Genomic DNA, 23,343 nt, shown 5'->3' on the forward strand with positions numbered 1-23,343 from the left:
CTGCGGGGCTGAACGATCCGGGAGCATCGGCGATGCTCCTGGGGGTACGCGGCCCCGGCTTTGCCGGGGCCGTTTTTGTTTTAGAACGTGACGGCCGGTCGATTCGGACCGCCCCATGGAGAGTATCCGCGTGAGCCAGCGTGTCCTTGAGCCCTCGACCCATCGGCGCAGGACGACGGGGCGCACGATCGCCCTGCTGCTCGCCGTCGCCCCCGCCGCGCTCGTCGCCGCCCCGCGCCAGACGATCCCGCTCGAGCGCGGCTGGCAGGTCCGCCTCGCGCCGGGCGATGCGGCGGCAAAGGATCATCCGAAGGCCGCGCGCTGGCTCCTCGCCACGGTGCCAGGCTATGTCCAGACCGACCTGATCGCGGCACGGATCACGCCCGACCCGTTCGTCGGCCTGAACGAAGCGACGATCCAGTGGGTCGGACGCAGCGACTGGGACTATCGCGGAACCCTGAACGCTTCCCCGGCGCTGCTTGCGCGGGGCCACGTCGACCTCGTGTTCGACGGGCTCGACACCTTTGCCGAGGTCTTCGTCAACGGCACGAAGCTGCTCGCCGCCGACAACGCCCATCGCCGCTGGCGCGCCGATGCCAAACCGTTACTGCGCGCCGGCGCGAACGAGATCCGCATCGCGTTCAAATCGCCGCTCGGCGTGCTGAAACCGGTGGTGGCGGGCATCGCCAATCCGCTGCCCGGTGAATATGATTCGACCGCCGGCGACGAACCCGAAGGGCGGCAGACCTCGCCCTATATCCGCAAGCCCAAATATCATTACGGCTGGGACTGGGGTCCGCGCATCCTCAACGTCGGCCCCAATGGCGCAGTCAAGGTCGACGCATGGGACGACGCCCGGATCGAGACGCTGCGCGTCCAGCAGGAAGCCGTCACCCCCGCCGAGGCGCGCCTGACCGCTGAAGTGCTGATCGTCGCCGATCGCGCCGCGACCGTACAGGTCGACGCGAGCGTGACCGGCCCCGGCGGCACCCCCGTCCGCGCCAGCCGCACGGTACAGGTCGTCGCCGGTGAGAACCGCGTCGCCGTTCTCCTCGCCATCGCGAACCCGCAACTGTGGTATCCGGCGGGCTATGGGGCGCAACCGCTCTACACCGTCACCATCGATGTCAGCCTCGACGGCGAGGTGATCGACCGTCAGCAGCGCAGCACCGGCATCCGCACCGTCGAGCTGGTCCGCGAAAAGGACGCGCTGGGGCGCGGTTTTCTGCTCAAGGTCAACGGCATCCCGATGTTCGCCAAGGGCGCGAACCTGATCCCGTTCGACAGCTTCGGCCCGCGCGTCACCGACGCACGGATGCGGTCGATGCTGGCGGATGCAAAGGCCGCCAACATGAACATGATCCGCATCTGGGGCGGGGGGATGTATCTGCCCGACAGCTTCTTCGACGCGGCCGATGCGCTGGGGCTGATGATCTGGTCCGACTTCATGTTCGGCGGCGCGGTCACGCCCTATGACCGCGACTTCCGCGAAACCGTGCGGATCGAGGCCGAGGAACAGGTCGACCGGGTGCAGGCGCATCCCTCGATCGTGCTGTGGTCGGGCAACAACGAAGTCCTGTCGGGCTGGGAGACGTGGAGCGACCGTACCGCGTTCAAGGCGCGGGTGGGGCCGGAGGAGCGCGAGCGCGTCGGCGTCGGCATGGCGATCCTGTTCAACCAGGTGCTGCGCGACGCCGCCGAACGGCGCGACGCCGACGTGCCCTATTGGCCCGGCAGCCCCAGCAGCAATTACGACGGCAAGCCCGATCAGGACGGCGACGGCGACCGCCATTACTGGGACGTATGGGGCGGCAAGAAGCCCGCGACCGCCTATCTCGATAGCTGCCCGCGCTTCATGTCCGAATACGGGCTGCAGGCGATGCCCGACATGGCGACGATTGCCCGCTTCGCGAAACCGAAAGATTACGCGATCGAATCGCCGGTCATGAAGGCGCACCAGAAGTTCCTGAAGGGCGAGGGTCAGGGCCGCCTGCTCGACTATATCCGCATGCGCTACCGGGAGCCGCGCGACTTCGCCGACTTCGTGTATCTGAGCCAGGTGATGCAGGCCGACGGCATCCAGTTGGGCGCGCTCCACCACCGCGCCTGCCGCCCGGTCACGACGGGATCGCTCTACTGGCAGTTGAACGACGTATGGCCCGGCGCGTCATGGTCGAGCATCGACTATTACGGCCGGTGGAAGGCACTGCACTTCGCCGCGCGGCGGTTCTTCGCCCCCGTCGCCATCGCGGCGGCGCGCAAGGAGAACGGCAGCACCAGCGTCACGCTGATCTCCGACGCGACGCAGCCGGTCGCGGCGCGCTGGATCGTGCGCACCATCGACGTCACCGGCCGCGAACTGGCGCGGCGTGAGAATGCGGTGTCGCTTGCCCCGCTGTCGGCGACCGGGGTCGGCACCTTCACCGATGCCGACCTGTTCGGCACCGCCGACCGTCGCACCGCCTTCGCGGTCGCCGAACTGGTGATCGACGGGCGGGTCGCCTCGCGCAGCCTCGTCGCGGCACTGCCCGAAAAAGCGATGGCGCTGCCCGATCCGGGCTTCGTCACCCGCTGGTCGAGCGCGGAGGGCCGCCCGAGCCTCACCATCACCGCCACCCGGCTGGCGCGCGCGCTGTGGATCGACTTCGGCACGCTGCCGGTACAGGCGTCGGACAATTTCCTCGACCTGCTGCCCGGCGAAAGCGTTACCGTCACCATCACCGGCAAGGCATCGACCGCCAGCCTGAAACGAGCGCTGCGGCTGCGAACGCTGGGCGCGGAGAAAGCGAAATGACGATCCTCCTCGCACTCCTCGCCGGTGTTGCCGAACCGGACCCGCAGATCGCCGCGACCATCGCGGCGATGACCCCGGCGGAAAAGGCCGCGCAACTGCAAAGCAGCGCCCCCGCACAAGGCGATGCCCTGCCCGCCTACGACTATTGGAACGAGGCGCTGCACGGTCTGGCGCGCAACGGCGTGGCGACGGTGTTCCCGCAGGCGATCGGGCTGGCGGCGACATGGGATGCGCCGCTGATGGAGCGGATCGGCACCGTCGTGTCGACCGAGGCCCGCGCCAAATATAATGCGCTGCCCGGCAAGAACCGCCGGCGCTACGAGGGGCTGACGATCTGGTCGCCCAACATCAACATCTTCCGCGATCCGCGCTGGGGTCGCGGCATGGAAACCTATGGCGAGGACCCGGTGCTGACCGGCGGCCTCGCGGTCGGCTATGTCCGGGGATTGCAGGGGCCGGACCCGCTGCAACCGCGCGTGATAGCCACCCCCAAGCACTTGGTCGCGCACAGCGGCCCCGAAGCCGGGCGCGACGCCTTCAGCGTGCAGACCGCGCCCTATGACATGGAGGCGACCTACCTCCCCGCGTTCCGCCGCGCGATCACGGAAGGGCAGGCGCAGTCGGTGATGTGCGCCTATAACGGCGTGCACGGCGTGCCGGTCTGCGCCGCCGACTGGCTGCTGAACGACCGGTTGCGCGGCGACTGGAGCTTCACCGGCCTCGTCGTGTCGGACTGCGACGCGATCGGCAACATCGCCCATTATCAGCGCTATACCCTCGACAACGCCGCCGGCTCCGCCGCCGCGCTCAACGCCGGCATGGACCTCAATTGCGGCAGCGCCTATGCCGCGCTGCCCAAGGCGCTCGAACGCGGCCTCACGACACAGGCGATCATTGACCGCGCGCTCACCCGCACCTTCGAGGCGCGCAAGCGGCTGGGCGATGCGTTCGGTGCCAAAAGCCGCTGGGATTCGATCCCGGCCAGCGCGCTCCACACCCCCGCCAACCGCGCGCTGGCGCTGGAGGCGGCGCGCAAGTCGATCGTCCTGCTCGAAAACAACGGCGTCCTGCCGCTGAAACGCGGTGCGCGGATCGCGGTGATCGGCCCCAACGCCGACAGCCTCGACGTGCTGGAGGGCAATTACAACGGCACCCCCGCCGATCCGGTGACGCCGCTCACCGGCATGCAGCAGCGCTTTGCCGTCGCCTATGCCCAAGGCGCGACGCTGGCCGACGGCGTACCGCTCCCCGTACCCCAGACCGCGTTCGGCGCGGGGCTGAAGGCGGAATATTTCGCCGATCCGGCGATGACCGGCATGCCCGTGGCGACGCGCACCGACCGCACGATCGACTTCAACTGGCGGCGCACCAGCCCGCTCACCCCTCTGCCGGTCGATCGCTACGGGGTGCGCTGGACGGGCAGCCTCACCCCGCCGGGGCCGGGGCGCTACACGCTCAGGATCGACATCAACCGCTGCTGGGACAAATGCACCGGGCGCGACAGCGTGAAACTGTGGATCGACGGGCGCGACGTGCTGACCAGCACCGCCACCGGCGCGGCGGTCGAAGGTGCCGCCAACGACAGCAAGTCCGAACGGATGGAGGCGACGCTCGACTTCACCGATACCGCGCCAAAGCCGTTCCGCCTCGACCTCACCCACGCCGGCACCGACGACAGCATCCGCCTGACGTGGGTCGCCCCTGCCGAGGCGCAACGCGCGCAGGCAGTCGCCGCCGCGCGCAACGCCGATGCGGTCGTCGCCTTCGTCGGCCTGTCGCCGGCGGTCGAGGGCGAGGCACTGCGCCTCGAAGTCGCTGGCTTCTCGGGCGGCGACCGCACCGACATCGCGCTGCCGCCCACGCAGACCGCGCTGCTCGAAGCGGTCAAGGCGACGGGCAAGCCGCTGGTCGTCGTGCTGTTGTCGGGCAGCGCGGTCGCGCTCGAATGGGCCAAGGCCCATGCCGACGCGATCGTCGCCGGCTGGTATCCGGGCGAGGTCGGCGGCACCGCGATCGCCGACGTGCTCGACGGGACGACCAACCCGTCGGGCCGCCTGCCCGTCACCTTCTATGCGAAGACGAGCGACCTGCCCGCCTTCGTCGATTACAATATGAAGGGGCGGACCTACCGCTATTTCGATGGCACGCCGATGTGGGGCTTCGGCTTCGGCCGGAGCTACACCAGCTATGGCTATAGCGATGCGAAGGCCCCCGCCACGCTCGCCGCCGGCCAGTCGCTCACCGTAACCGCGCGCCTCGCCAACACCGGCAAGCGCGCGGGCGAGGAAGTGGCGCAAGCCTATCTGATCGCACCCGACGCGCTCAACCGCATCGGCGCGTGGAACGATCCGGTGCTGCGCCACAGCCTCGTCGGCTTTCAGCGCGTCGCGCTAAAACCGGGCGAGGCGAAGACCGTGACCTTCACCCTCGACCCGCGCCTGCTCAGCACCGTCGCGCTCGACGGCAAGCGCGCGGTGCGGCCGGGGCAATATCGCCTGTTCGTCGGCGGCGGCCAGCCCGGCGCGACGCCGGGACAGGAAGTGACGTTCACCATCACCGGCACGCAGGAGCTGCCCAAATGACGATGCTCTCGCGGCGAACGCTGCTCGGCAGCAGCGCCGGCCTTGCCGTCTCGGCATCGCTCCCCGCGGTCGGCGTGGCCGCCCGCACCCGGCCCGACCTGTTCATCGGCACCGGCGGCGACGGCCATACCTTCCCCGGCGCGACGATGCCGTTCGGCATGGTGCAACTGTCGCCCGATACCGACACGACGCGCTGGGAAACCTGCTCGGGCTATCACAAGAGCGACACCTCGATCCTCGGGTTCAGCCACACCCATTTGTCGGGCACCGGCATCGGCGACATGCTCGACGTGCTGGTGGTGCCGACACGCGGACCGGTGCGACTGGAAGGCGGACCGCGCGACAACCCCGACGCAGGCTATCGCCAGCGTTTCTCGAACGAGGTCGCCGAGCCCGGCTATTATGCCGTCACGCTCGAAAGCGGGGTCCGTGCCGAACTGACCGTGACCGAACGCACCGGCATCCAGCGGCATCGCTTCCCTGCAGGCCCCGCGCATATCCTGATCGACATGTCGCATCTGGTGATGGAGGGGCCGAACCAGCGCCCCTATATCGACGATGCCGCGCTGACGCTGGAGGCCGATGGCAGCATTACCGGCACCCGCCGCGTGTTCCGCTGGGCCAAGGGGCGGCGGATCTTCTTCGCGATGCAATTGTCGCGCAAACCCGACCGCGTCGAATTCTTCGGCGACGGCGACGCGCCCGCCGGCAGCACGGGCGTGAAGGGCAACCGGGTCAAGGCAGTGCTGCATTATGCCGACGCCGGCAGCGCCCCGATCGTGATCCGCACCGGCATTTCGACCGTCGACCTGAACGGCGCGAAGGCCAATCTTGCCGCCGAGGCGAAGCATTGGGACTTCGATCGCTACGCCCGCGCCGCCCGCACCGCATGGGCGCGCGAGCTGGACCTGATGACCTTCGAGGGCGGCACGCAGGCGCAGCGCACCGTCGCGTCTTCAGCACTCTATCACGCCTCGATCGGGCCGACATTGTTCTCCGACGTCGACGGCCGCTACATCGGGCTCGACCGGCAGGTGCATAGCGTGCCGAAGGGTGAGGCGGCGTACAGCGCCTATTCGCTGTGGGACACCTATCGCGCCTTCCATCCGTTGCAGACGCTGATCCGCCCGGCGCGCACCCGCGAGTTCGTCGGCGACCTGATCCGCCAGACGCAGCAGAGCCCGTTCGGCCCGCCGGTCTGGCCGTTGCAGGGCGTGGAAACCGGCACGATGATCGGCTGGCATGCCGTCCCCGTGCTGGCCGAGGCGCGCGCCAAGGGCGTGCCCGGCGACTATGCCGCCGCATGGGGCGGGGTGAAGAAGCGCTCGTTCGACTGGTCGACCCCCAATCTCGACAACAGCATCGGCGTGCAGCCCTATGACGAGCTGGGCTATGCCCCGGCCGACCGCATCTTCGAGAGCGTGTCGAAAACGCTCGAATATGCCTATGACGATTATGCCGGCGCGTGCATCGCCGATGCGGCGGGCGATGCCGCCGGCGCGGCGCGGCTACGCAAACGGTCGGGCAACTGGCGCAACGTGTTCGACGTGAAGACCGGTTTCGCCCGCGCCCGCCTTGCCGACGGACGCTGGGCCGAACCCTTCGCCCCCAACGGCATCGCCCACAGCAAGAAATGGCGCGACTATACCGAGAGCAATAGCTGGCAGGCGACGTTCCTGAACCAGCACGACATCCCCGGCCTGATCGCGGCGATGGGCGGCGATGCCGCGTTCGAGGCGAAACTCGACGGGCTGTTCAACGCCTCGTCCGAACTGCCCGCCGATGCGCCGCCCGACATCTCGGGGCTGGTCGGGCAATATGCCCATGGCAACGAACCGAGCCACCACGTCGCGTACATGTATGCGTATTGCGGCGCCCCGTGGAAGACGCAAGCCATGGTCCGCCGGCTGCTGACCGAAATGTACCACGACCGCCCCGACGGCATCATCGGCAACGACGACTGCGGCCAGATGAGCGCATGGTATCTGCTCTCGGCGCTCGGCTTCTATCCGGTCGATCCGGTCAGCGCGGTCTATGTCCTCGGCAGCCCGCTGTTCGACCGCGCCGTGGTGCGCGTCGGCGGGGGCAGGCGGCTGGTGGTCGAGGCGCGCGGCAACGCCCCCGACCGGCCCTATGTGCAGGCGGTCCGCTGGAACGGCCGGCCGTGGACCAAGAGCTGGATCGCGCATGCCGATCTGGCGAAGGGCGGCACGCTGTCGTTTGACATGGGCGCGACGCCCAACAAGGCATTCGGGTCCGCGCCCGGGGACCGGCCGGGGCGGCGTTGATCGCCGCGCTGCTCCTCGCCGCCGCGCCGGTCACGGTGCCGCTGAACGCTGCCTGTGTCGAGGGCACCGACCCGGCGGCGCAAGTGCTACGCGAACGGCTGGCGGAGCGCGGGGCGGTATGTCCCGCCCCGTCGTCATTCCGGCGAAAGCCGGAATCCACGGATGGGGTGAGTTCAGCGAAAGAGCCGGGAACACCCGACACAATGGATTCCGGCCTTCGCCGGAATGACGGGGGGCGCGGGGTGACGATTCGCTTCCTCCCCGCGCGCCTAGCCGCCGAAGCCTTCGCGATCGACACCACGCCGACCGCCATCACCATTCGCGCCGCAACCACCCGCGCCCGGCTCTATGCCGCCGGCTGGCTGCTGCGCCACACCGACGCCCTGACGCTCACCGCCCCCGCCCACCTGACCGACGCGCCCGCGACCACGATACGCGGCACGCAGATCGGCTACCGCGCCAAGAACAACAGCTATGATGCGTGGGACCTGCCCATGCTCACCCGCCGGATCGAGGATTTCGCGCTGCTCGGTGCCAACCGCATCCAGTTCGTGGCGCCGGTGTCCGACGATGCCACCACCTCGCCGCTCTCACCGTTGCCCGCCACCGAGACGCTGGTCGCGCTCAGCGCCGCCACCCACCGCCTCGGGCTGGACACGGCACTCTTCTATCCGGCGCTGCGCGACTATGCCAAGGCCGGCAACGCCGACGCCGAGGCAGCCGACCTCACCGCACTTCTCGCGAAACTGCCCGCGCTCGACGCGCTCTACATCCCCGGCGGCGATCCCGGCCACACCGCGCCCGCCGACCTGTTCCCGCTCGGCGAACGCCTCGCCACATCCTTGCGCCGGCGCTTCCCCAAGGCCGAACTGCTGCTCTCGACGCAGGGGTTCGACGCCACCGGGCTGAACGCCTTCCACGCCGAACTGGCCAAGCGTCCACGCTGGCTGTCGGGCCTGTTCGTCGGTCCGCAGACCCGCGACAGCCTCGCCACCCATGTCGCGCGCGTGGGCGGAGCCTACCCGCTTGAGGTCTATCCCGACACCGCGCACACCATGCACGCGCAATTCCCGATTCCCGACTGGCACCCCGCCTTCGCGCTGACGCAGGGGCGCGAGCCGGTGAACCCCCGCCCCGCCGCCACGCAGCGCATCTTTCAGTATCTCCGCCCCGGCAGCCGCGGCTTCGTGACCTATAGCGAAGGCGTCAACGACGACTGGAACGTGACCCAGTGGTTCCGCCTCGGCTGGAAACCCGCCACCGCATCGAACGAGATCGCCGCCGACTACGCGCGGATGTTCGTCGGCGACTTGGGTTTCGCCGCCGTGCCGATGGCGCTGGAGGGCAACTGGCGCGGCGATCCCGCCGCCAATGCCGGGATCGACGCGACGCTGACGCTGGTCGAACGCCTCCGCCCGGCGGCCTGGGCCGACTGGCGGATCGATCTCTATCGCTACCGCGCGACTTATGACGCGCTGGTCCGCCACCGCTTGATCGCCGCGCGCGAGCGCGAGGGCGAGGCGCGCTGGACGCTGCGACAGGCCACCGCCACCGGTGCGGAGGCCGCCGCCGTCGCCGCGCGCTTCGCCTATGCCCGCAGCGAACCCGCCATCGTTGCGCCGCTGCGCGCCGACCTCACCACCATCGCCGACCGGCTGTGGCAGCGTGCGCGGATGCAGCTATCGGTCGTGCGCCACGGCGCATCGCACTGGGAACGCGGCGCGAACCTCGACCGCGCCGGTATCGCGCTGAACGATCGCACCGCCGTCGAAGCCGGTATCGCCGCCGCCCTGTCCCTGCCCGACGCCGCCGCCCGCCTCCACGCGATCGGCGATCCGTGGCGCAACCGCGACATGGCGCTGTACGACGATCTCGGCGATCCCCTGAACGAGCCGCATCTTGTCCGGGGGCCGGGTTTCGACGCCGATCCGCAATCGCTGGAAAGCGCGATCGACGGTATCGCCGACCATATCCCCGACGAGGGCTGGCGCATGGCCGACCTCAGCTATGCCGAGGGACTGTACGAAACCCCGGTCCGCCTGCGCTACACCGGGCTGGAGCGCAACCGTCGCTACCGCCTCGTCGCGCGCTGGGCGGGCGAGGGCTATGCGCTGCCAATGCGGCTGATGGGCGACGACACCGAACTCCACCCCTATCGTGCCCGTACCGCCAACCCCGAAACCGTCGAGACGCCGATCCCGCAGGCGCTCACCGCCGATGGCGCGCTCACGCTCGAATGGCACCGCCCGCCCGGCATCGGCGGTGGCGGGCGCGGCCATCAGATCGCACAGACCTGGCTGATCCCCGAACCCCTCGAACCCCATGCTTCCGGAGCACCGCAATGACCCTTTCCCGCCGCAGCCTGATGGGCAGCAGCCTGATCGCCGGCGCCGCCGCGTGCAGCCCGGTCCGTCCCAACGGCGGTGCCGCCCCCCTCCCCGCGCCATGGGGGGCGACGCCGTCGCCGCGTCAGCTCAAATGGCATGATCGCCGCCAGTACGGCTTCATCCATTTCTCGATCAACACCTTCACCGACAAGGAATGGGGCTATGGCGACGAGGACCCCAAGCTGTTCAACCCGACCGACTTCGATCCCGACCAGATCGTCGCGGCGGCCAAGGCGGGGGCGCTGACCGGCCTGATCCTCACCGCCAAGCATCACGACGGCTTCTGCCTGTGGCCGACGATGCTGACCGAGCATTGCATCCGCAATTCGCCCTACAAGCAGGGCAAGGGTGACATCGTCGGCGAACTGGCGGCGGCATGCGCGCGCGGCGGGATCGATTTCGGCGTGTATCTCAGCCCCTGGGACCGCAACCGCGCCGATTACGGCACGCCCGCCTACATCACCTATTATCGCGCGCAACTGACCGAACTCTGCACCCGCTACGGCAAGCTGTTCGAGGTGTGGTTCGACGGCGCGAACGGCGGTGACGGCTATTACGGCGGCGCGCGCGAGACGCGGCGGATCGACGCCCCGGCCTATTACGACTGGCCCTCGATCGTGAAGCTGGTCCACGACCTGCAACCCGATGCCTGCACCTTCGATCCGCTGGGCGCCGACATCCGCTGGGTCGGGAACGAGGACGGCCACGCCGCCGACCCGTGCTGGCCGACGATGCCCGACCATCCGTACGATCAGGCCGAGGGCAACACCGGCGTGCGCGGCGCGCCCCTGTGGTGGCCGGCCGAAACCAACGTCTCGATCCGGCCCGGCTGGTTCTACCACGCCGACGAGGATGCGCAGGTCAAGACGCCGCAGAAGATCATGGAAATGTACGACCAGTCGGTCGGCCATGGCACCACCTTCCACCTCAACCTGCCGCCCGACCGGCGCGGCCGCATTCCCGATCGCGACGTCGCCAGCCTCACCGCGTTCGGCGACGCGATCCGCGCGACCTTCGCGACCGATCTGGCGGCAGGCGCGGTCGTCACCGCCAGCGCCGATGCCGGGGGGAGCGCGCGCAACGTCAACGACGGCCGGCTCGACACCTTCTGGCTGGCCCCGGCCGATGCACGCGATGCGACCATCATCCTCGACCTGCCGCCCGGCCGCGGCTTCGACACCATCCGGTTGCAGGAATGGCTACCGCTCGGCCTGCGCGTCACCCGCTTCGCGATCGACGTGTCGGACGGCGGCGACGTGTGGACCACGGTCGCCGAAAAGGACATGGTCGGGCCGCAGCGCCTGATCCGCCTGGGCACGCCGATCGCCCCGCGCCGCGTCCGCTTCCGCACCATCGCCGCCGAGGCCGGCCCGGCGCTGCGCGAATTCGCGCTGTTCCGCTCGGTCGCACCCGCCACCCTGCCGCCCGCGCGCAACAACGATCCGAGCATCGTCGATCGCACCGGCTGGCGCGTGACCACCGCGAGCGCGCCCGGCGGCGCGGCGATCCTCGACGCTTCCCCGCGCACCGCATGGATCAGCCCGGCCCCCGCCAGCCTGACGATCGACATGGGTCGTTCGGAGACACTCGCCGGCTTCACCCTCACCCCCACCCGCCACATCGATCCGCAGGCCGCCCCGCCGATGCGCTACCGCGTCGAAACCAGCGTCGACGGGCGGATATGGACGCCGGGCGGCGAAGGCGAGTTCCAGAACATCAACTACGCCCGCGCGACGCAGCGCCTGCCCTTCCCGACCCCACGGCCTGCGCGCTACCTGCGCTTCGCCTTTCCGCAACCGGCGGTCCCCGCCCCGGCGATCGCCGTCGCCGAGATCGGCGCGTTCCGGTAAGGCTGCAACGCCGCGATGTTGCCCTTTCGAGGGGAACATCGCGGCCCACCGCTACCCCTTCGTCAGCACCCGCACCACGCCGGTGATTCCCGACGGCTGGTTCGCCGCCGCCTCCACCAGCACCGCGACCGTCTTCGCGCCCGCCGGAATCGCCACGTTCACTGGCCCCGGTGCCGCCTCCGTCTTGGTGGCGACCAGCCGGCCGTCGGCGTAGATCTTCGCCAGCCCGGCGATGGCGGCGAACGCGAGGACGCCGCCCTCCGCCATCACCCGCCGCCGCACCGGAATGGCGGCGCGATACAGGCGGAAGCTGCGCGCCGGTTCGGGCGGGGTCGGCGTGCCGCTGCGGGTGAACGCCCAGCTATTATTGTCGTCGGCGGACGGGGCCAGCGCCGGATCGGGGCTGGCGGCGAATGCCGGCGAGCGTCGCCAGCCGGCGATGAACGCCCCGCCCGGCGTCGCCGCCACCTGCGCACGCGGTTCGGCGGCGATCCGCGGGATCGTCAGCCGCGCGGCACGCAAGCCCTCCGCCTGCGTGACGATCGTGACCGTGCCGCGCCCGACCTCCGCCTGCACCAGCATCTGCGCGAGGCCGTTGAACAGCGCGCGCGCCGGGGCCTTTTCGCTCTCATGGCTGTTGGGATTGCCGTTGCCCACCCCGATCAGCGTCGCGCCCTCGACCGTGAAGCGCGTCGCCCGGTTCTCGGTCGGGACATGCCGCCCCTGCGCATCGACCGCGTCGATCGTGACCGCCACGACATCCTCACCATCGCCCAGCATCGTGGCCCGCGCCGGCGTCAGCCGCAGCGCCACCGCCGGCCCCGCCGTCTCATGCACCGCGCGCGCGACCTCGCGCCCGCCGCGCAGCGCCACCGCCTCGATCCGCCCCGGCGCATAGGGCACGGTAAAGGCGTTGCCCATGATCCGGTCGACCGCCTGTTCGCCGACCATCCGCCCGTTGAGCACGACCCGCACCCGATCGGCGTTGCTCGTGACGAGCAGCTCGACCGGCTGTCCCTCACGTCCGGGCCATGTCCAGTGCGGCGCGATGCCGACGACCGCCTCGTCATCGATCCAGTGGGCGCGGTGGATGTCATAGGCGGTCTTGGCGAAACCGCACAGGTCGAGGATGCCGAAGAAGCTGGCGACGCTCGGCCAGGTGAACGGCGTCGGCTCGCCATGATAGTCGAACCCGGTCCACACGAACCCGCCCGCGACGAAGCGGCGTTTGGCGATCTCCGCCCAAGCCTGCCGGTGCGTCGCGCCCCATGGTGCGGCCTCGGTATCCATCGACGTCATGACGTTGGCCGCCTTGTCGGTCGCATAGGCGCCGCGCGTCATATAGGCGCTGGTATCCTCCGACGAGGTGCTGGGCTTGGCGGGGTTCAGCGCGTGGAACTTGTCGTAATCGCCCTGATAATAGTTGAACCCCATCACATCGACCACGCTCGACACGTTCTGCGGGTCATAGAAGCTACCGTTCATCGCCGCCGTCACCGGCCGGCTGCCGTCGAGCGCATGGACGCGCGCGGCCATCCGCCGCACCATCTCGACGCCCGCCTCGGTGCCCTGCATCGGCTCCTCGTTGAACACCGACCACAGGATGACACTCGGATGGTTGCGATGCGCCCGCACCAACCATTCGAGCTGCGCCATATTCTCGGGCGCGGGATTGAAGACGCGGTTCTCGTCCATCACGACGAACCCCATCCGGTCGCACAGATGATAGAAGGCATCGGCCTGCGCATTGTGCGAACAGCGGATGGCGTTGACGCCGGTGTCCTTCATCCGCTGCAACCGCCATTCGAGCAGCGCGTCGGGCACCGCCACCCCGACCCCGGCATGGTCCTGATGCAGACACACGCCCTTCAGCTTGACCGGCTTGTCGTTGAGGAAGAAGCCTTGATCCGCATCGAAGCGGATCGTGCGGAAGCCGACGGGCACGCGCCGTTCGTCGCGCCCGCCCGCCGCCTCGCTCGTCACCCGCACCGCATACAGCGTCGGCGTCTCGATCGACCACAGAGCCGGCTGCGCCACCGGCAGCGTCAGCGCGACGCTGGCCTGCCCGAGCGGCGTCACCCTCGCCTGTCCGGTGGCGGTGGCGATGACCTTGCCCGCCGGATCGATCAGTTCCGCCGTCACGCTCGCCGTCGCCTCGCCGCGCGCGATGCTTTCCAGCGTTACCGCAACCGGCACCTGCCAACCGCCGTCGCCCCGGCGCGGGTCGCAATGCACCCCGTCGGTCGCGATCGATACCGCCGATCGCTTCGCCAGCCACACGTCGCGGTAGAGGCCGGCCCCTTCGTACCACCAGCCTTCCATCTGCGTCGCATCGACGCGCACGGCGATGACGTTCAGCTCGTCGCCGAACCGCGCGAACGGCGTCAGGTCGATGGTGATCGCATTGTAGCCGGAGAAGTTGCGCGCCACGACGCTGCCGTTCACCCAGATCGTCGAGGCGGTGGCGATCGCGCCGAAATGCAGCTCCAGCCGCTTGCCGCGATCCGCCGGATCGAGCCGCAGCGTGCGGCGATACCAGCCGATCCCGCGCGGACGATACCCCTGCGACACGTTCGCGCTTTCGACGAACGGTTGCGCCGATGCCCAGTCGTGCGGCAGCGTGACCGACGCCCAGTCGCTGTCATCATGGTCCATCGCCGCCGCCCCGCGCGCATTGCCGGCCTTGGCGTTTAGATAGGTCGCGTCATGCGTCAGCGGCGCGGGCGGCACGATGTCGCCCTCGTGGAACAGCCACCCCCGATTAAGCAGCGCGCACGATGGATCGACCACCGGCAACCGCGCCGGCACGCCGCCGCGTGGTGCCAGTCCGTGCGGCAACCCCCGCAACCCCGCACCGCGCGGCGCGGCGTGCAACGGCAACGGCAACGGCAGCCCCACCACCGCCAGCGTCCCGGCCGTACCCCCCAGCAGCGTGCGGCGATCGATCGTTCCCATCGTCATTCGCTCTCTCCCCGATCGATCGCATCGCGCAGCGCGGCGACCGTCGCCCGGTCGGTCCGTGCCAGCGGCGCGGCAAAGCCCAGCGCGACGACCTTCACATCGTCCTGCGTCACCGGCATCCCCGCCGACGCATGGACCTCGCTCGCCCCGGTCGCGACCAGCAGCGCGACGACATTGTCCGGCCGCACGCCCGATCCCGGCATCACCACGATCCGTCCGGCTGCACGGGCCTGCATCGCGCGGATGACCGCCGCGCCGTCCACCGCCTTCACCGCGCCGCCCGACGTCAGGATTCGCGCGAAGCCCAGCGCCACCGCCGGCTCGACCGCCGCGACCGGATCGGGCAGCAGGTCTACCGCGCGGTGCAGCGTCAGGTCGATGTCGTGCCGCTCCCGACGCACCGCCGCCACCCAGTCACCCAGCACGTCCATGTCGAGCGCCCCGCCGCGCACCGCGCCGAACACCAGCCCGTCGACCCCGGCCGCGATCAGCGCCCGCGCATCGGCCAGCGCGGTCGCGACCTCGTGCGGGTCATAGGCGAAGTCGCCCGCGCGCGGCCGCACCATCGCATGGACGCGCACCCCCGCCGTCCGCGCGACGCCCACGACCTGCGCCACCAGCCCCGGCGACGGCGTCAGCCCGCCCACCGACAGCGCCCCGCACAGCTCGATCCGCTGCGCGCCGCCGGCGACCGCCGCCTCGCATCCGCCCAGGCTGTCGATGCAGATTTCCAGCAGTGTCGGCATCGTTCCCCGGCGAACATCGTTTCACCGAGCTATGAAGCGCGGGCGGGCAAGGTCAACCCCGTCCGCTACCTTGACTCCCCCGTCGATCGCGATTAGGCGCGCCCTCAAGCGTCGTACCCGGATTCGTCCGCACGACGTCCGTCCGAGACAGCAGGTGCGGGTTTCCCGCTTAATGTCCTGCCGAGGCGGGGAATGTGTTGCAAATGCCCGCGCGGTTTCGCGTGGGCCTGCCATGGGCATCTGCCGTGGCGACCATACCCCTTCACGGACTTTTCGCCCCGTTCGTCGTCCTCACGGCGAGCGGATCGTTCGCGGGCATATCCGGCACCCGGATACGCCCCAGTTAAGGAGAACGGCATGGATCGCACTCAGAAGAGTGAAGCCGTCGCCGAGCTGAACCGCACCTTCAACGAGGTCGGCGTGGTGGTCGTCACCCGCAACCTCGGCATGACCGTCGCGCAATCGACGGGCCTGCGCAACAAGATGCGTGATGCCGGCGCGAGCTACAAGGTCTCGAAGAACCGTCTTGCCCGGATCGCAGCCGAAGGCACGCCGTACGCGGTGATCGCCGACCTGCTGACCGGCCCGACGGCGCTGGCGACGTCGACCGATCCCGTTGCCGCGGCACGGGTCATCAACGACTTCGCCAAGACGAACGACAAGATCGAGATCGTCGGCGGCGCGATGGGCGGCCAGTTGCTCGACGCGGAAGGCATCAAGGCTCTGGCCTCGCTGCCCTCGCTCGACGAACTGCGCGCCAAGATCGTCGGCCTCATCGTTGCCCCGGCAACGAAGCTGGCGACCATCACCCAGGCTCCCGCGGCACAGATCGCCCGGGTCCTGTCGGCATATGCGGAGAAGGACGCAGCCTAACCGGCGGCTTCCTCATCAACACAACCTTTCTGATTTACGGAGAATATCATGGCTGACCTCAACGCAATCGTCGACCAGCTGAGCGAACTGACCGTCCTCGAAGCAGCCGAGCTGTCGAAGCTGCTCGAAGAGAAGTGGGGCGTTTCGGCCGCCGCTGCCGTTGCAGCACCTGCCGCCGCCGGTGGCGCCGCTGCCCCGGTCGCTGAAGAGCAGACCGAATTCGACGTCATCCTGACCGGCGACGGCGGCAAGAAGATCAACGTCATCAAGGAAGTCCGTGCGATCACCGCGCTCGGCCTGACCGAAGCGAAGGCGCTGGTCGAAGGCGCGCCGAAGGCCGTCAAGGAAGGCGTGTCGAAGGACGAAGCCGCCAAGATCAAGGCGCAGCTCGAAGCCGCCGGCGCGACCGTCGAAGTCAAGTAAGCCGCAGGCGGGACAGCGGAGCCAAGGCTCCGCTATCTCCGCCAAGGCCGGCCGGCGGGCCGCAAGGCCCGACCGACGGGATGGAATTAACTTCCATCCCGGCTTGGCAGGAAAGAGGGGTGGTTCCATCCCGGAACCGCCCCTTTTTTCGCGCCCGCAAACCCCAACCCCGACAACGACTTGCGCCTGTCATGAAACCGCGACACCATCGCGCCCATGACCGCCGCCCTCGCCCTGTTCTTCGCCACCGCCGCCCCGCTCGCCCCGGTCATGGCCGATCCGCCGCGACAGCAACTGCTGCGCTGGCAAGTCGACCCCATCCGCTGCGGCGCGCGCCGCGTCACCCCGCTCGCGCCGATCCGCCCGCTATCCGGCCTCGTCTGGGGCAAGGCCGATCCGCAGGCCATCACCTTCACCTTCCGCATCGACGCCACCGGCCGCGCGCTGTCGATCGCCCAAACCCCCAAACGCTACGCGCCATCGAGCGAGGACCTCGGCCCCGCGCTCGCCGCCGCGCGCTTCACCCCCGGCGAGACGCTGGCCGATTGCGCCGTCACCTATCACGCCGAAGCGGTGCCGTTCGCGCGGGCCGATCCGGTCGAGCTGATGGCCTATACCCTCGACCCGATCAGCGGCCGCCTGCCGCGCGAGGGGTGGGACCGGATCATGCCGCCGGGCAGCGACTGCCTGCGCCCGCCCTACTCCAAACCGCTGCTCACCGCCTTTCCCGACTATGACCGCATCCCCGGCACCCCCGGCGAGCGAAGCTGGTCGATGACCGGCTACGACCTGACCGCGAAGGGCAGGCCGGTGAACGTCCGCACCGTCGCCGGCACCGCCAATGCCCCGCTCGACGCCGCCGCGCGCAAGGCGGTCGCCGCGTCGCGCTTCACCGCCGGCGCGCGCACCGGCTGCCTGCTGCCCCATTCGCGCGCGGCCACGCCGCTGCCCGCCCCGGTCGCGCCCGAGGAAGCCAGCTTCGGCGCGAAACCCAACTGCCCCGCCGCGCCATGGGCCCAACCGCCGCGTCTCACCTATCCCCGTCCGTGGAACCGCCGCTCGATCGAAGGCTGGGCGGTCGTCACCTACGACGTCGCGCCATGGGGCGAGGTCGGCAACGTCCGCGTCCTCGCCAGCGAACCCGCCGAGGCGTTCGGCGAACAGGCGATGCAGGTCGTCCGCTCCGCCCGCCGCGCCCCCTCGCCCACCGGGGCGAGCGGCTGCATCGACCGGGTGATGTTCAAAATCCGCCCGACCAACGAGCCCGCCGACGCGGAAGCGGTCGAGTAACGGTCGATCCACCCCGCTTGAACCAGACGTCATCCCGGCGAAGGCCGGGATCTCCCCGTGACAGCACGCAGCAGGAGCCGCCGGGACGACGCTTCTGGCTGGCTGAATGCAACAACAAACTCCCCTCCCTGACAAGGGAGGGGTCGGGGGTGGGTAGGCCCGCGAGGAAACGTACCGGTATCCCCCCAAACCGACCCACCCCCAGCCCCTCCCTGTCAGGGAGGGGAGCAGCCCCCGGATTACGGCACCGTCACCGTCTGCACCGGCACGCCCTTCAATTCCGGGAGCGCATCCAGTTGCGGCTTCACGCTCGCCAGGTCGCCGACCACGACCAGCGTGAACTTGTCGAGCGGGAACGCCTGCGCGACCGACTGGCTGAACTGCGCGTCGGTGACGGCCATCGTCGCCGGGACATAGCGGTCGAGCCAGTCGGCGGGCAACCCCAGCGCGTCGCGCGTCGCCAGTTGCCCGATCAGCGACGAACTGTCCGAATTGCGCAGAACGAACAGCCCGGCGTTGTAGCTGCGCATCCCCGCCGCTTCCTCAGGGGAAGGCGGCGTCGTCTGGAGCGTGCGGATTTCCTTGAACACCTCCTTCAACGACGCGCCGGTGACGGCGGTGGTCACATCGGCGTCGAAGCTCCACTGGGCATCGCCCGGACGCTGCACCGTTCCCGATCCCGGCGAATAGGTATAGCCCTTGTCCTCACGGATGTTGCGGGTGATCCGTGACGAGAAGCTGCCACCGAGCAGCGCGTTGCCGACGCGCAGCGGAATGTCGCCTTCACTCCCGGCCAGCGGCGCGCTCCACGCGAGGCGGATCGTCGACTGCGGTGCGCCCGGACGGTCGACCAGCACGACACGCGGCCCCGCCGCTTGGCGGGGCACCAGCGACAGCCGCTCCGGCCCCTGCGCCCAGTCGCCGAACGCGCGGGCCACCGCCGCCTTCACCGCCGCCGCGTCGAACCGGCCGGCGATATAGAGATGCGCGCGCCGCGCGCCGAAATTGGCGGTATAAAACGCCTTCGCCTGTTCGAGCGTATAGCCGTTCAGTTGCGCGGTCGTCGGCAGGATGCGGCCATAGGGATGGTCGCCATAGGTCGCCCGCGCCAGCGCATAATCGGCCAGTATCCCTGCCTGTGCCAGCGACTGGGTGAGCGATCGCGCGCGGTTCGCCTTCACCCGCGCGAAATCGGCGGCGGGAAAGGTCGGGCGACGCGCGACATCGCCGACCAGCGCGACGGCGGCGGGAGCGAATTCGCTCAGCGCCCCCATGTTGATCGCGGTGCCGGTGGACGACACGCCGACGCCCAGATTGCCGCCCATGCCGGCAGCGGCGGTGGCGAGCGCTGCGGAATCGCGGGTCCCCGCCCCTTCCTTCAACATGTCGCCCGCCAGATCGGCGAGCCACGGATCGCGCCCTTCGTCCAGATTGCCGGCGAACACGCGCAGCGACACCGCGACCTTGGGCGCGTTGCCATAGGGGATCAGCGTAACCTGCATGCCGTTGGACAGGGCATAGGTTTCGCTGGCCGGCACCTTGAACGCTTTGGGGGCACCGATCGGCGGCGCGGGCAAGGCCGCCGGCGGGGTGGCCGTCTGGGCGGCGAGCGGGGCGGCGACGATCGCCAGCCCGGCGAGGAGGATCGAACGCTTCATCTCACTTGGCTCCCTTCGCGGCGGCGGCGCCGGGGACGATGGTGTAGATCGACCGGTTGGTCGGCCGGAGATAGTCCTGCGCGGTCTTCTGGATCAGCGCGGGCGTCACCTTGGCGAAGCCGTCCTCGATCCGGTTCACCGCCTGCGGGTCGTTGTCGAACAGCGCATAGACCGCGAGCAGATCGATCAGGCCGACGCGCGTGCCGCCGTCGACCGACGAATACAGGTCGGAGCGCAGCTTGGTCCGCGCCCGGTCCAACTCGGCTGCGCTGACCGGGGTGGTGCGCAGATTCTCGATGACCGGATCGATCGCGGCGCGGATCTGCGCGTCGCCGAACTGCGGGTCATGGGTGAAGTTGAACGCCCACAACATCGGCCCGTTGTAATTGTACATGCTGCCCAGATACGCATTGATCCCGCCGCCCAGATCACCGGTGATGCCGGTATCGGCCTTCAGCTTGCGCGCGAGGCGGCTGTCGTCGCCCTGCAGCAATAGCTGGTCGATCAGCCCCATCGCATACCATTCGGGCGTGCCACGCGGCGGCATGTGGTATCCGACCGCGAACCCCGGCTTGGGGGCCAGTGCGTCGACGCGGGACCGGGTCTTTTCCGCCGTCTGGCGCGGTTCGGTGAGGTCCGGGAGCACCACCGGCGCGCCGCGTTGCAGCGGGCCGAAATATTTGCGGACCATCGCCTCGGCCTGCGCGTAGTCGATGTCGCCCGCGACCACGAGGACGGCGTTGTTGGGACGATAGAAGCTGCCGAAGAACTGCGTCGCGTCGGCCACGGTCGCCGCCTCGATCTCTTTCAGATCGCCGTAGAAATTATGGCTGTTGTGCCAGTTGGTGTTGGCCAGCATCGGCAGGTCGATCCACGGCCACGTCCCATAGGGCTGGTTGAGGACGTTGACCTTCACCTCGTTGCCCACCACGCCCTGCTGGTTCTTGAGCACCGCATCGTTGATGACCGGCCGCGCCATCCGGTCGGCCTCTAGCCACAGGATGCGTTCCAGCGCGTTCGACGGCGCGATCTCGAAATAATTGGTGAAGTCGAACCGGGTCGATCCGTTCAGAATGCCGCCGGCGTTGCTGATCGTGCTGACGAACACGCCCTTGGGCGCGTTCTGCGACCCCTGGAACATCAGATGTTCGAACAGATGGGCGAAGCCGGTGCGCTCGCGCGGTTCGACGCGGAAACCGATCCCGTAATAGACGCCGACCGTGACCGTGGGGGCCAGCGTGTCGCGCGACAGCACGACCTTGAGGCCATTGGGCAGCGTGACATAGCGCATGTCGATCGCCAGCTTGGCCGGTGCCGCCGTGGTCGTCGCGCGTGGCTGCGCCAACACACTCGCCGGCAACGCGCACAATGCCGCCCCCAGCAGCATTGCCTTCATTCCTCGCATCATATCGTCCCCCCTGGTCGTGGTTCAGTCGTCGGGCGCGTCCCCCATGCCATCCCCGGCCGCTTCGTGAACGAGGATGTCGCCGGGCTGGCAGTCGAGCACGCGGCAGATCGCGTCGAGCGTCGTGAACCGGATCGCGCGCGCCTTGCCGGTTTTCAGGATCGAAAGGTTGGCGAGCGTAATGTCCACCGCCTGCGCCAGTTCGGTCAGCGTCATCCGCCGGGCCAGCAGCACCTCGTCGAGACGGACGAGTACCGCCATCAGACCGTGCCCTCAAGGTCTTCGCGCAGCGCCGCCCCTTCGGCGAACACGCGCGCGAGGATGAACGCGACCAGCACCGACAGCCAGCCACCGATCGACAGCGTCGATCCGCCCGCTTCGATCCCCAGCCCGTCGAACCGCCGCACGATCAGCGCCAGCGGGAAATCGAGCAACTGGATCGCCAGCAGCGCCCACCCGATCAGCGCCACCCGCCGCGCGTTGGGCGACGCGAACGTCTCGCCGATGCGCACCGTGCCCATCACCGCCGACAATCGCGAGAAGATGACATGCGCGGGCACCGCCGCGACGATGCCGAGCAGCAGCAGCCAGCGCACCCCGGCGATCACCGCGCCGGCGTTCGCGGCGGGATATTTGGCGGCGATCTTGGCGGCGAACGCGGCGTGCAGCGGCACGCTGGCGACCAAGGCGATGGCAAAGACGGCGGCGAAGACGATATTGAGCACCAGCAGCACGCGCAGCACCAGCACCGTGAACCGCAATATCCGATCGCGCCGTGCCATGCCGCCCCCCCGGTCCGTCACCGCGATGCTATCGCCTGCGTCGATTGACGGCAAGCGCGTCAGCTCCGCCGCACCTCGCCGTGGAGCCGTGCCTCCAGCCGGTCGATCATCCGGTCGCCCTTGTCCATGAAGATCGGCGCGAGCTTGCCCGACGGCAGCGTCGGCCCGATCAGGAAAGCGGCGGTGGTGCGCGATTCGCGCCCGTCGCTCCAGCGATAGCGCGCGTCGATCGCCATCAGCGGCACGAAGAACGGCCGCTCGCGCGAGGTGACGACATGCAGCGCTGCCTTGGGCAACGCCATCGTCGCCTCCAGATGGCGGCGCTGTCCGGCGGGCAGCGCGAACGGGTCGAGCCCGCGCGGCTCGGTGTTACCGAAGAACGCGGCGAGCTGGTCGTCCTGGCGCGGATTGGCGGTGAGCAGCAGCGTGGCGATCCGCACTTCCTCGACGCCGATCGACGTCGGATTGCCGACCGTCAGGTCGAAATCGAGCAGCGCATTGTCGGCATCGGTCCCGACGCGCAGCGGCGCGAGCTGGAATTCGAGGAAGCCGCGCGGCGGCTCGGGCGCGACGGGCGCGGCAGGCACGACCGGAGCGGCCGGCACGGCGGGCGCGCGAACCGGTGCCGGAGCGATCGGAGCGATCGGTGCCGGGATCGGCGCGGGCGGCTCCGGCGTGGCGAGCGGCGGCACGACCGGTTGCGGCGCGACCGGTGCGACATCCTCGACCGTTTCCACCCGTGGCCTGCGCCGCAGCCGCGTCGCGATCAGCGCGGCCACGCCCGCCACCGCGATGCCGGCCAGAAACCATACCCACCACGGCATCGCCGCATCGCCGGACGCGGGAACGGGCGTAGCCGCCTCGGGCGTCGCGACCGGTTCGGGCGACGGGGTCGCGATGACCGCCGGTGCCTCGGTCGCCACCGGCACGGGAGCCGTCTCGACCGGCGGTGCCGTCACCACCGGCACCGTGCGCGGCGTCGCGGTGGGCTGCGGCACCGGATCCGCGCGCGGCGCGGGGACAGGACGCGCGACCGGCGTGGCCCGGACGACCGGCGCGGCGCGCGGCGTCGGCGTCACGCGCGGCGTCGGGGTCGCCGTTGGAGTCGGCGTCGCCACCACCGGCGGGGTGATGTCATAGATCGGGATGTCGCCCGCGCCCGGCGGGGTCTGTTGTGCGGGCACGGCAAGCAGCGCGGCCGCCGCCGCGATCGTCGGATACAGGATCATGCCCGCCCTCAACCGGGGTTTTGGGGGCCACGTCACGCGCCGCGACGCCCGGTTGCGACGAAACGAGCGTTCGAT

15 protein-coding genes are annotated in these 23,343 nt (G+C 69.7%); 8 read left to right on the forward strand and 7 right to left on the reverse strand.

What is annotated here, in order from left to right; genetic code table 11:
• The first annotated feature begins 130 nt into the window (after positions 1-130).
• Genes LRA89_RS05670 through LRA89_RS05690 form a run of 5 tightly spaced genes read left to right on the forward strand, consistent with a single transcriptional unit; the run spans position 131 to position 11,901 of the window.
• Entirely contained in the window at positions 131-2,794 is a 2,664-nt protein-coding gene (locus LRA89_RS05670) for a beta-mannosidase (protein ID WP_230769363.1), read from the forward strand.
• The gene (locus LRA89_RS05675; RefSeq protein ID WP_230769364.1) at positions 2,791-5,376 is read left to right on the forward strand and encodes a glycoside hydrolase family 3 C-terminal domain-containing protein; all 2,586 of its coding nucleotides are present in this window, start codon (positions 2,791-2,793) and stop codon (positions 5,374-5,376) included. The genes LRA89_RS05670 and LRA89_RS05675 overlap by 4 nt, the downstream gene beginning before the upstream one ends.
• Positions 5,373-7,664 (forward strand): GH92 family glycosyl hydrolase, encoded by a 2,292-nt coding sequence (locus tag LRA89_RS05680; protein WP_230769365.1) that lies wholly within the window; start codon positions 5,373-5,375, stop codon positions 7,662-7,664. Before LRA89_RS05675 ends, LRA89_RS05680 begins: the two co-directional genes overlap by 4 nt.
• 35 nt (positions 7,665-7,699) lie before the next feature.
• Positions 7,700-10,009: a hypothetical protein gene (locus LRA89_RS05685; protein WP_443024940.1), complete on the forward strand. Its 2,310-nt coding sequence runs from the start codon at positions 7,700-7,702 to the stop codon at positions 10,007-10,009.
• Positions 10,006-11,901 carry an alpha-L-fucosidase gene (locus LRA89_RS05690; RefSeq protein ID WP_230769367.1) on the forward strand — a complete coding sequence of 632 codons (1,896 nt, stop codon included), beginning with the start codon at positions 10,006-10,008 and terminating at the stop codon, positions 11,899-11,901. Before LRA89_RS05685 ends, LRA89_RS05690 begins: the two co-directional genes overlap by 4 nt.
• A gap of 51 nt (positions 11,902-11,952) precedes the next feature.
• Here the strand turns inward: LRA89_RS05690 and galA are convergent, their stop codons facing one another.
• A complete protein-coding gene (gene galA, locus LRA89_RS05695; RefSeq protein WP_230769482.1) occupies positions 11,953-14,856 on the reverse strand; it encodes a beta-galactosidase GalA in 2,904 nt (967 codons plus the stop codon).
• Between the two features lie 2 nt (positions 14,857-14,858).
• Positions 14,859-15,608: a copper homeostasis protein CutC gene (locus LRA89_RS05700; RefSeq protein WP_230769368.1), complete on the reverse strand. Its 750-nt coding sequence runs from the start codon at positions 15,606-15,608 to the stop codon at positions 14,859-14,861.
• A gap of 357 nt (positions 15,609-15,965) precedes the next feature.
• Between LRA89_RS05700 and rplJ the strand changes: the two genes are divergently transcribed.
• The 3 genes from rplJ (at position 15,966) to LRA89_RS05715 (ending at position 18,194) form a co-directional block, all read left to right on the forward strand.
• Positions 15,966-16,481, forward strand: coding sequence for a 50S ribosomal protein L10 (gene rplJ / locus LRA89_RS05705; RefSeq protein WP_055761025.1), 516 nt, complete (start codon positions 15,966-15,968; stop codon positions 16,479-16,481).
• Positions 16,482-16,529: 48 nt separating this feature from the next.
• Positions 16,530-16,904 (forward strand): 50S ribosomal protein L7/L12, encoded by a 375-nt coding sequence (gene rplL, locus LRA89_RS05710; RefSeq protein ID WP_055761028.1) that lies wholly within the window; start codon positions 16,530-16,532, stop codon positions 16,902-16,904.
• Positions 16,905-17,120: 216 nt separating this feature from the next.
• Positions 17,121-18,194, forward strand: coding sequence for a TonB family protein (locus LRA89_RS05715; RefSeq protein WP_230769369.1), 1,074 nt, complete (start codon positions 17,121-17,123; stop codon positions 18,192-18,194).
• A 239-nt stretch (positions 18,195-18,433) separates the two neighbouring features.
• Here LRA89_RS05715 and LRA89_RS05720 read toward each other — a convergent pair whose 3' ends face one another.
• From LRA89_RS05720 to LRA89_RS05740, 5 genes are read right to left on the reverse strand one after another with little or no spacing between them, the layout of a single operon-like run.
• Entirely contained in the window at positions 18,434-19,852 is a 1,419-nt protein-coding gene (locus LRA89_RS05720) for a M16 family metallopeptidase (protein ID WP_230769370.1), read from the reverse strand.
• Between the two features lies 1 nt (position 19,853).
• A complete protein-coding gene (locus LRA89_RS05725; protein ID WP_230769371.1) occupies positions 19,854-21,248 on the reverse strand; it encodes a M16 family metallopeptidase in 1,395 nt (464 codons plus the stop codon).
• A 33-nt stretch (positions 21,249-21,281) separates the two neighbouring features.
• Positions 21,282-21,518 carry a helix-turn-helix domain-containing protein gene (locus LRA89_RS05730; RefSeq protein WP_230769372.1) on the reverse strand — a complete coding sequence of 79 codons (237 nt, stop codon included), beginning with the start codon at positions 21,516-21,518 and terminating at the stop codon, positions 21,282-21,284.
• Complete coding sequence (locus LRA89_RS05735) at positions 21,518-22,039, reverse strand: DUF2975 domain-containing protein (protein WP_055761043.1); 522 nt, start codon at positions 22,037-22,039, stop codon at positions 21,518-21,520. Before LRA89_RS05735 ends, LRA89_RS05730 begins: the two co-directional genes overlap by 1 nt.
• Positions 22,040-22,098: 59 nt before the next feature.
• On the reverse strand, positions 22,099-23,268 hold the full coding sequence (locus LRA89_RS05740) for a hypothetical protein (protein ID WP_230769488.1): 1,170 nt from the start codon (positions 23,266-23,268) through the stop codon (positions 22,099-22,101).
• Positions 23,269-23,343 lie beyond the last annotated feature (75 nt).

This window comes from Sphingomonas sp. Leaf4, from assembly GCF_920939515.1.
Classification (GTDB): domain Bacteria; phylum Pseudomonadota; class Alphaproteobacteria; order Sphingomonadales; family Sphingomonadaceae; genus Sphingomonas.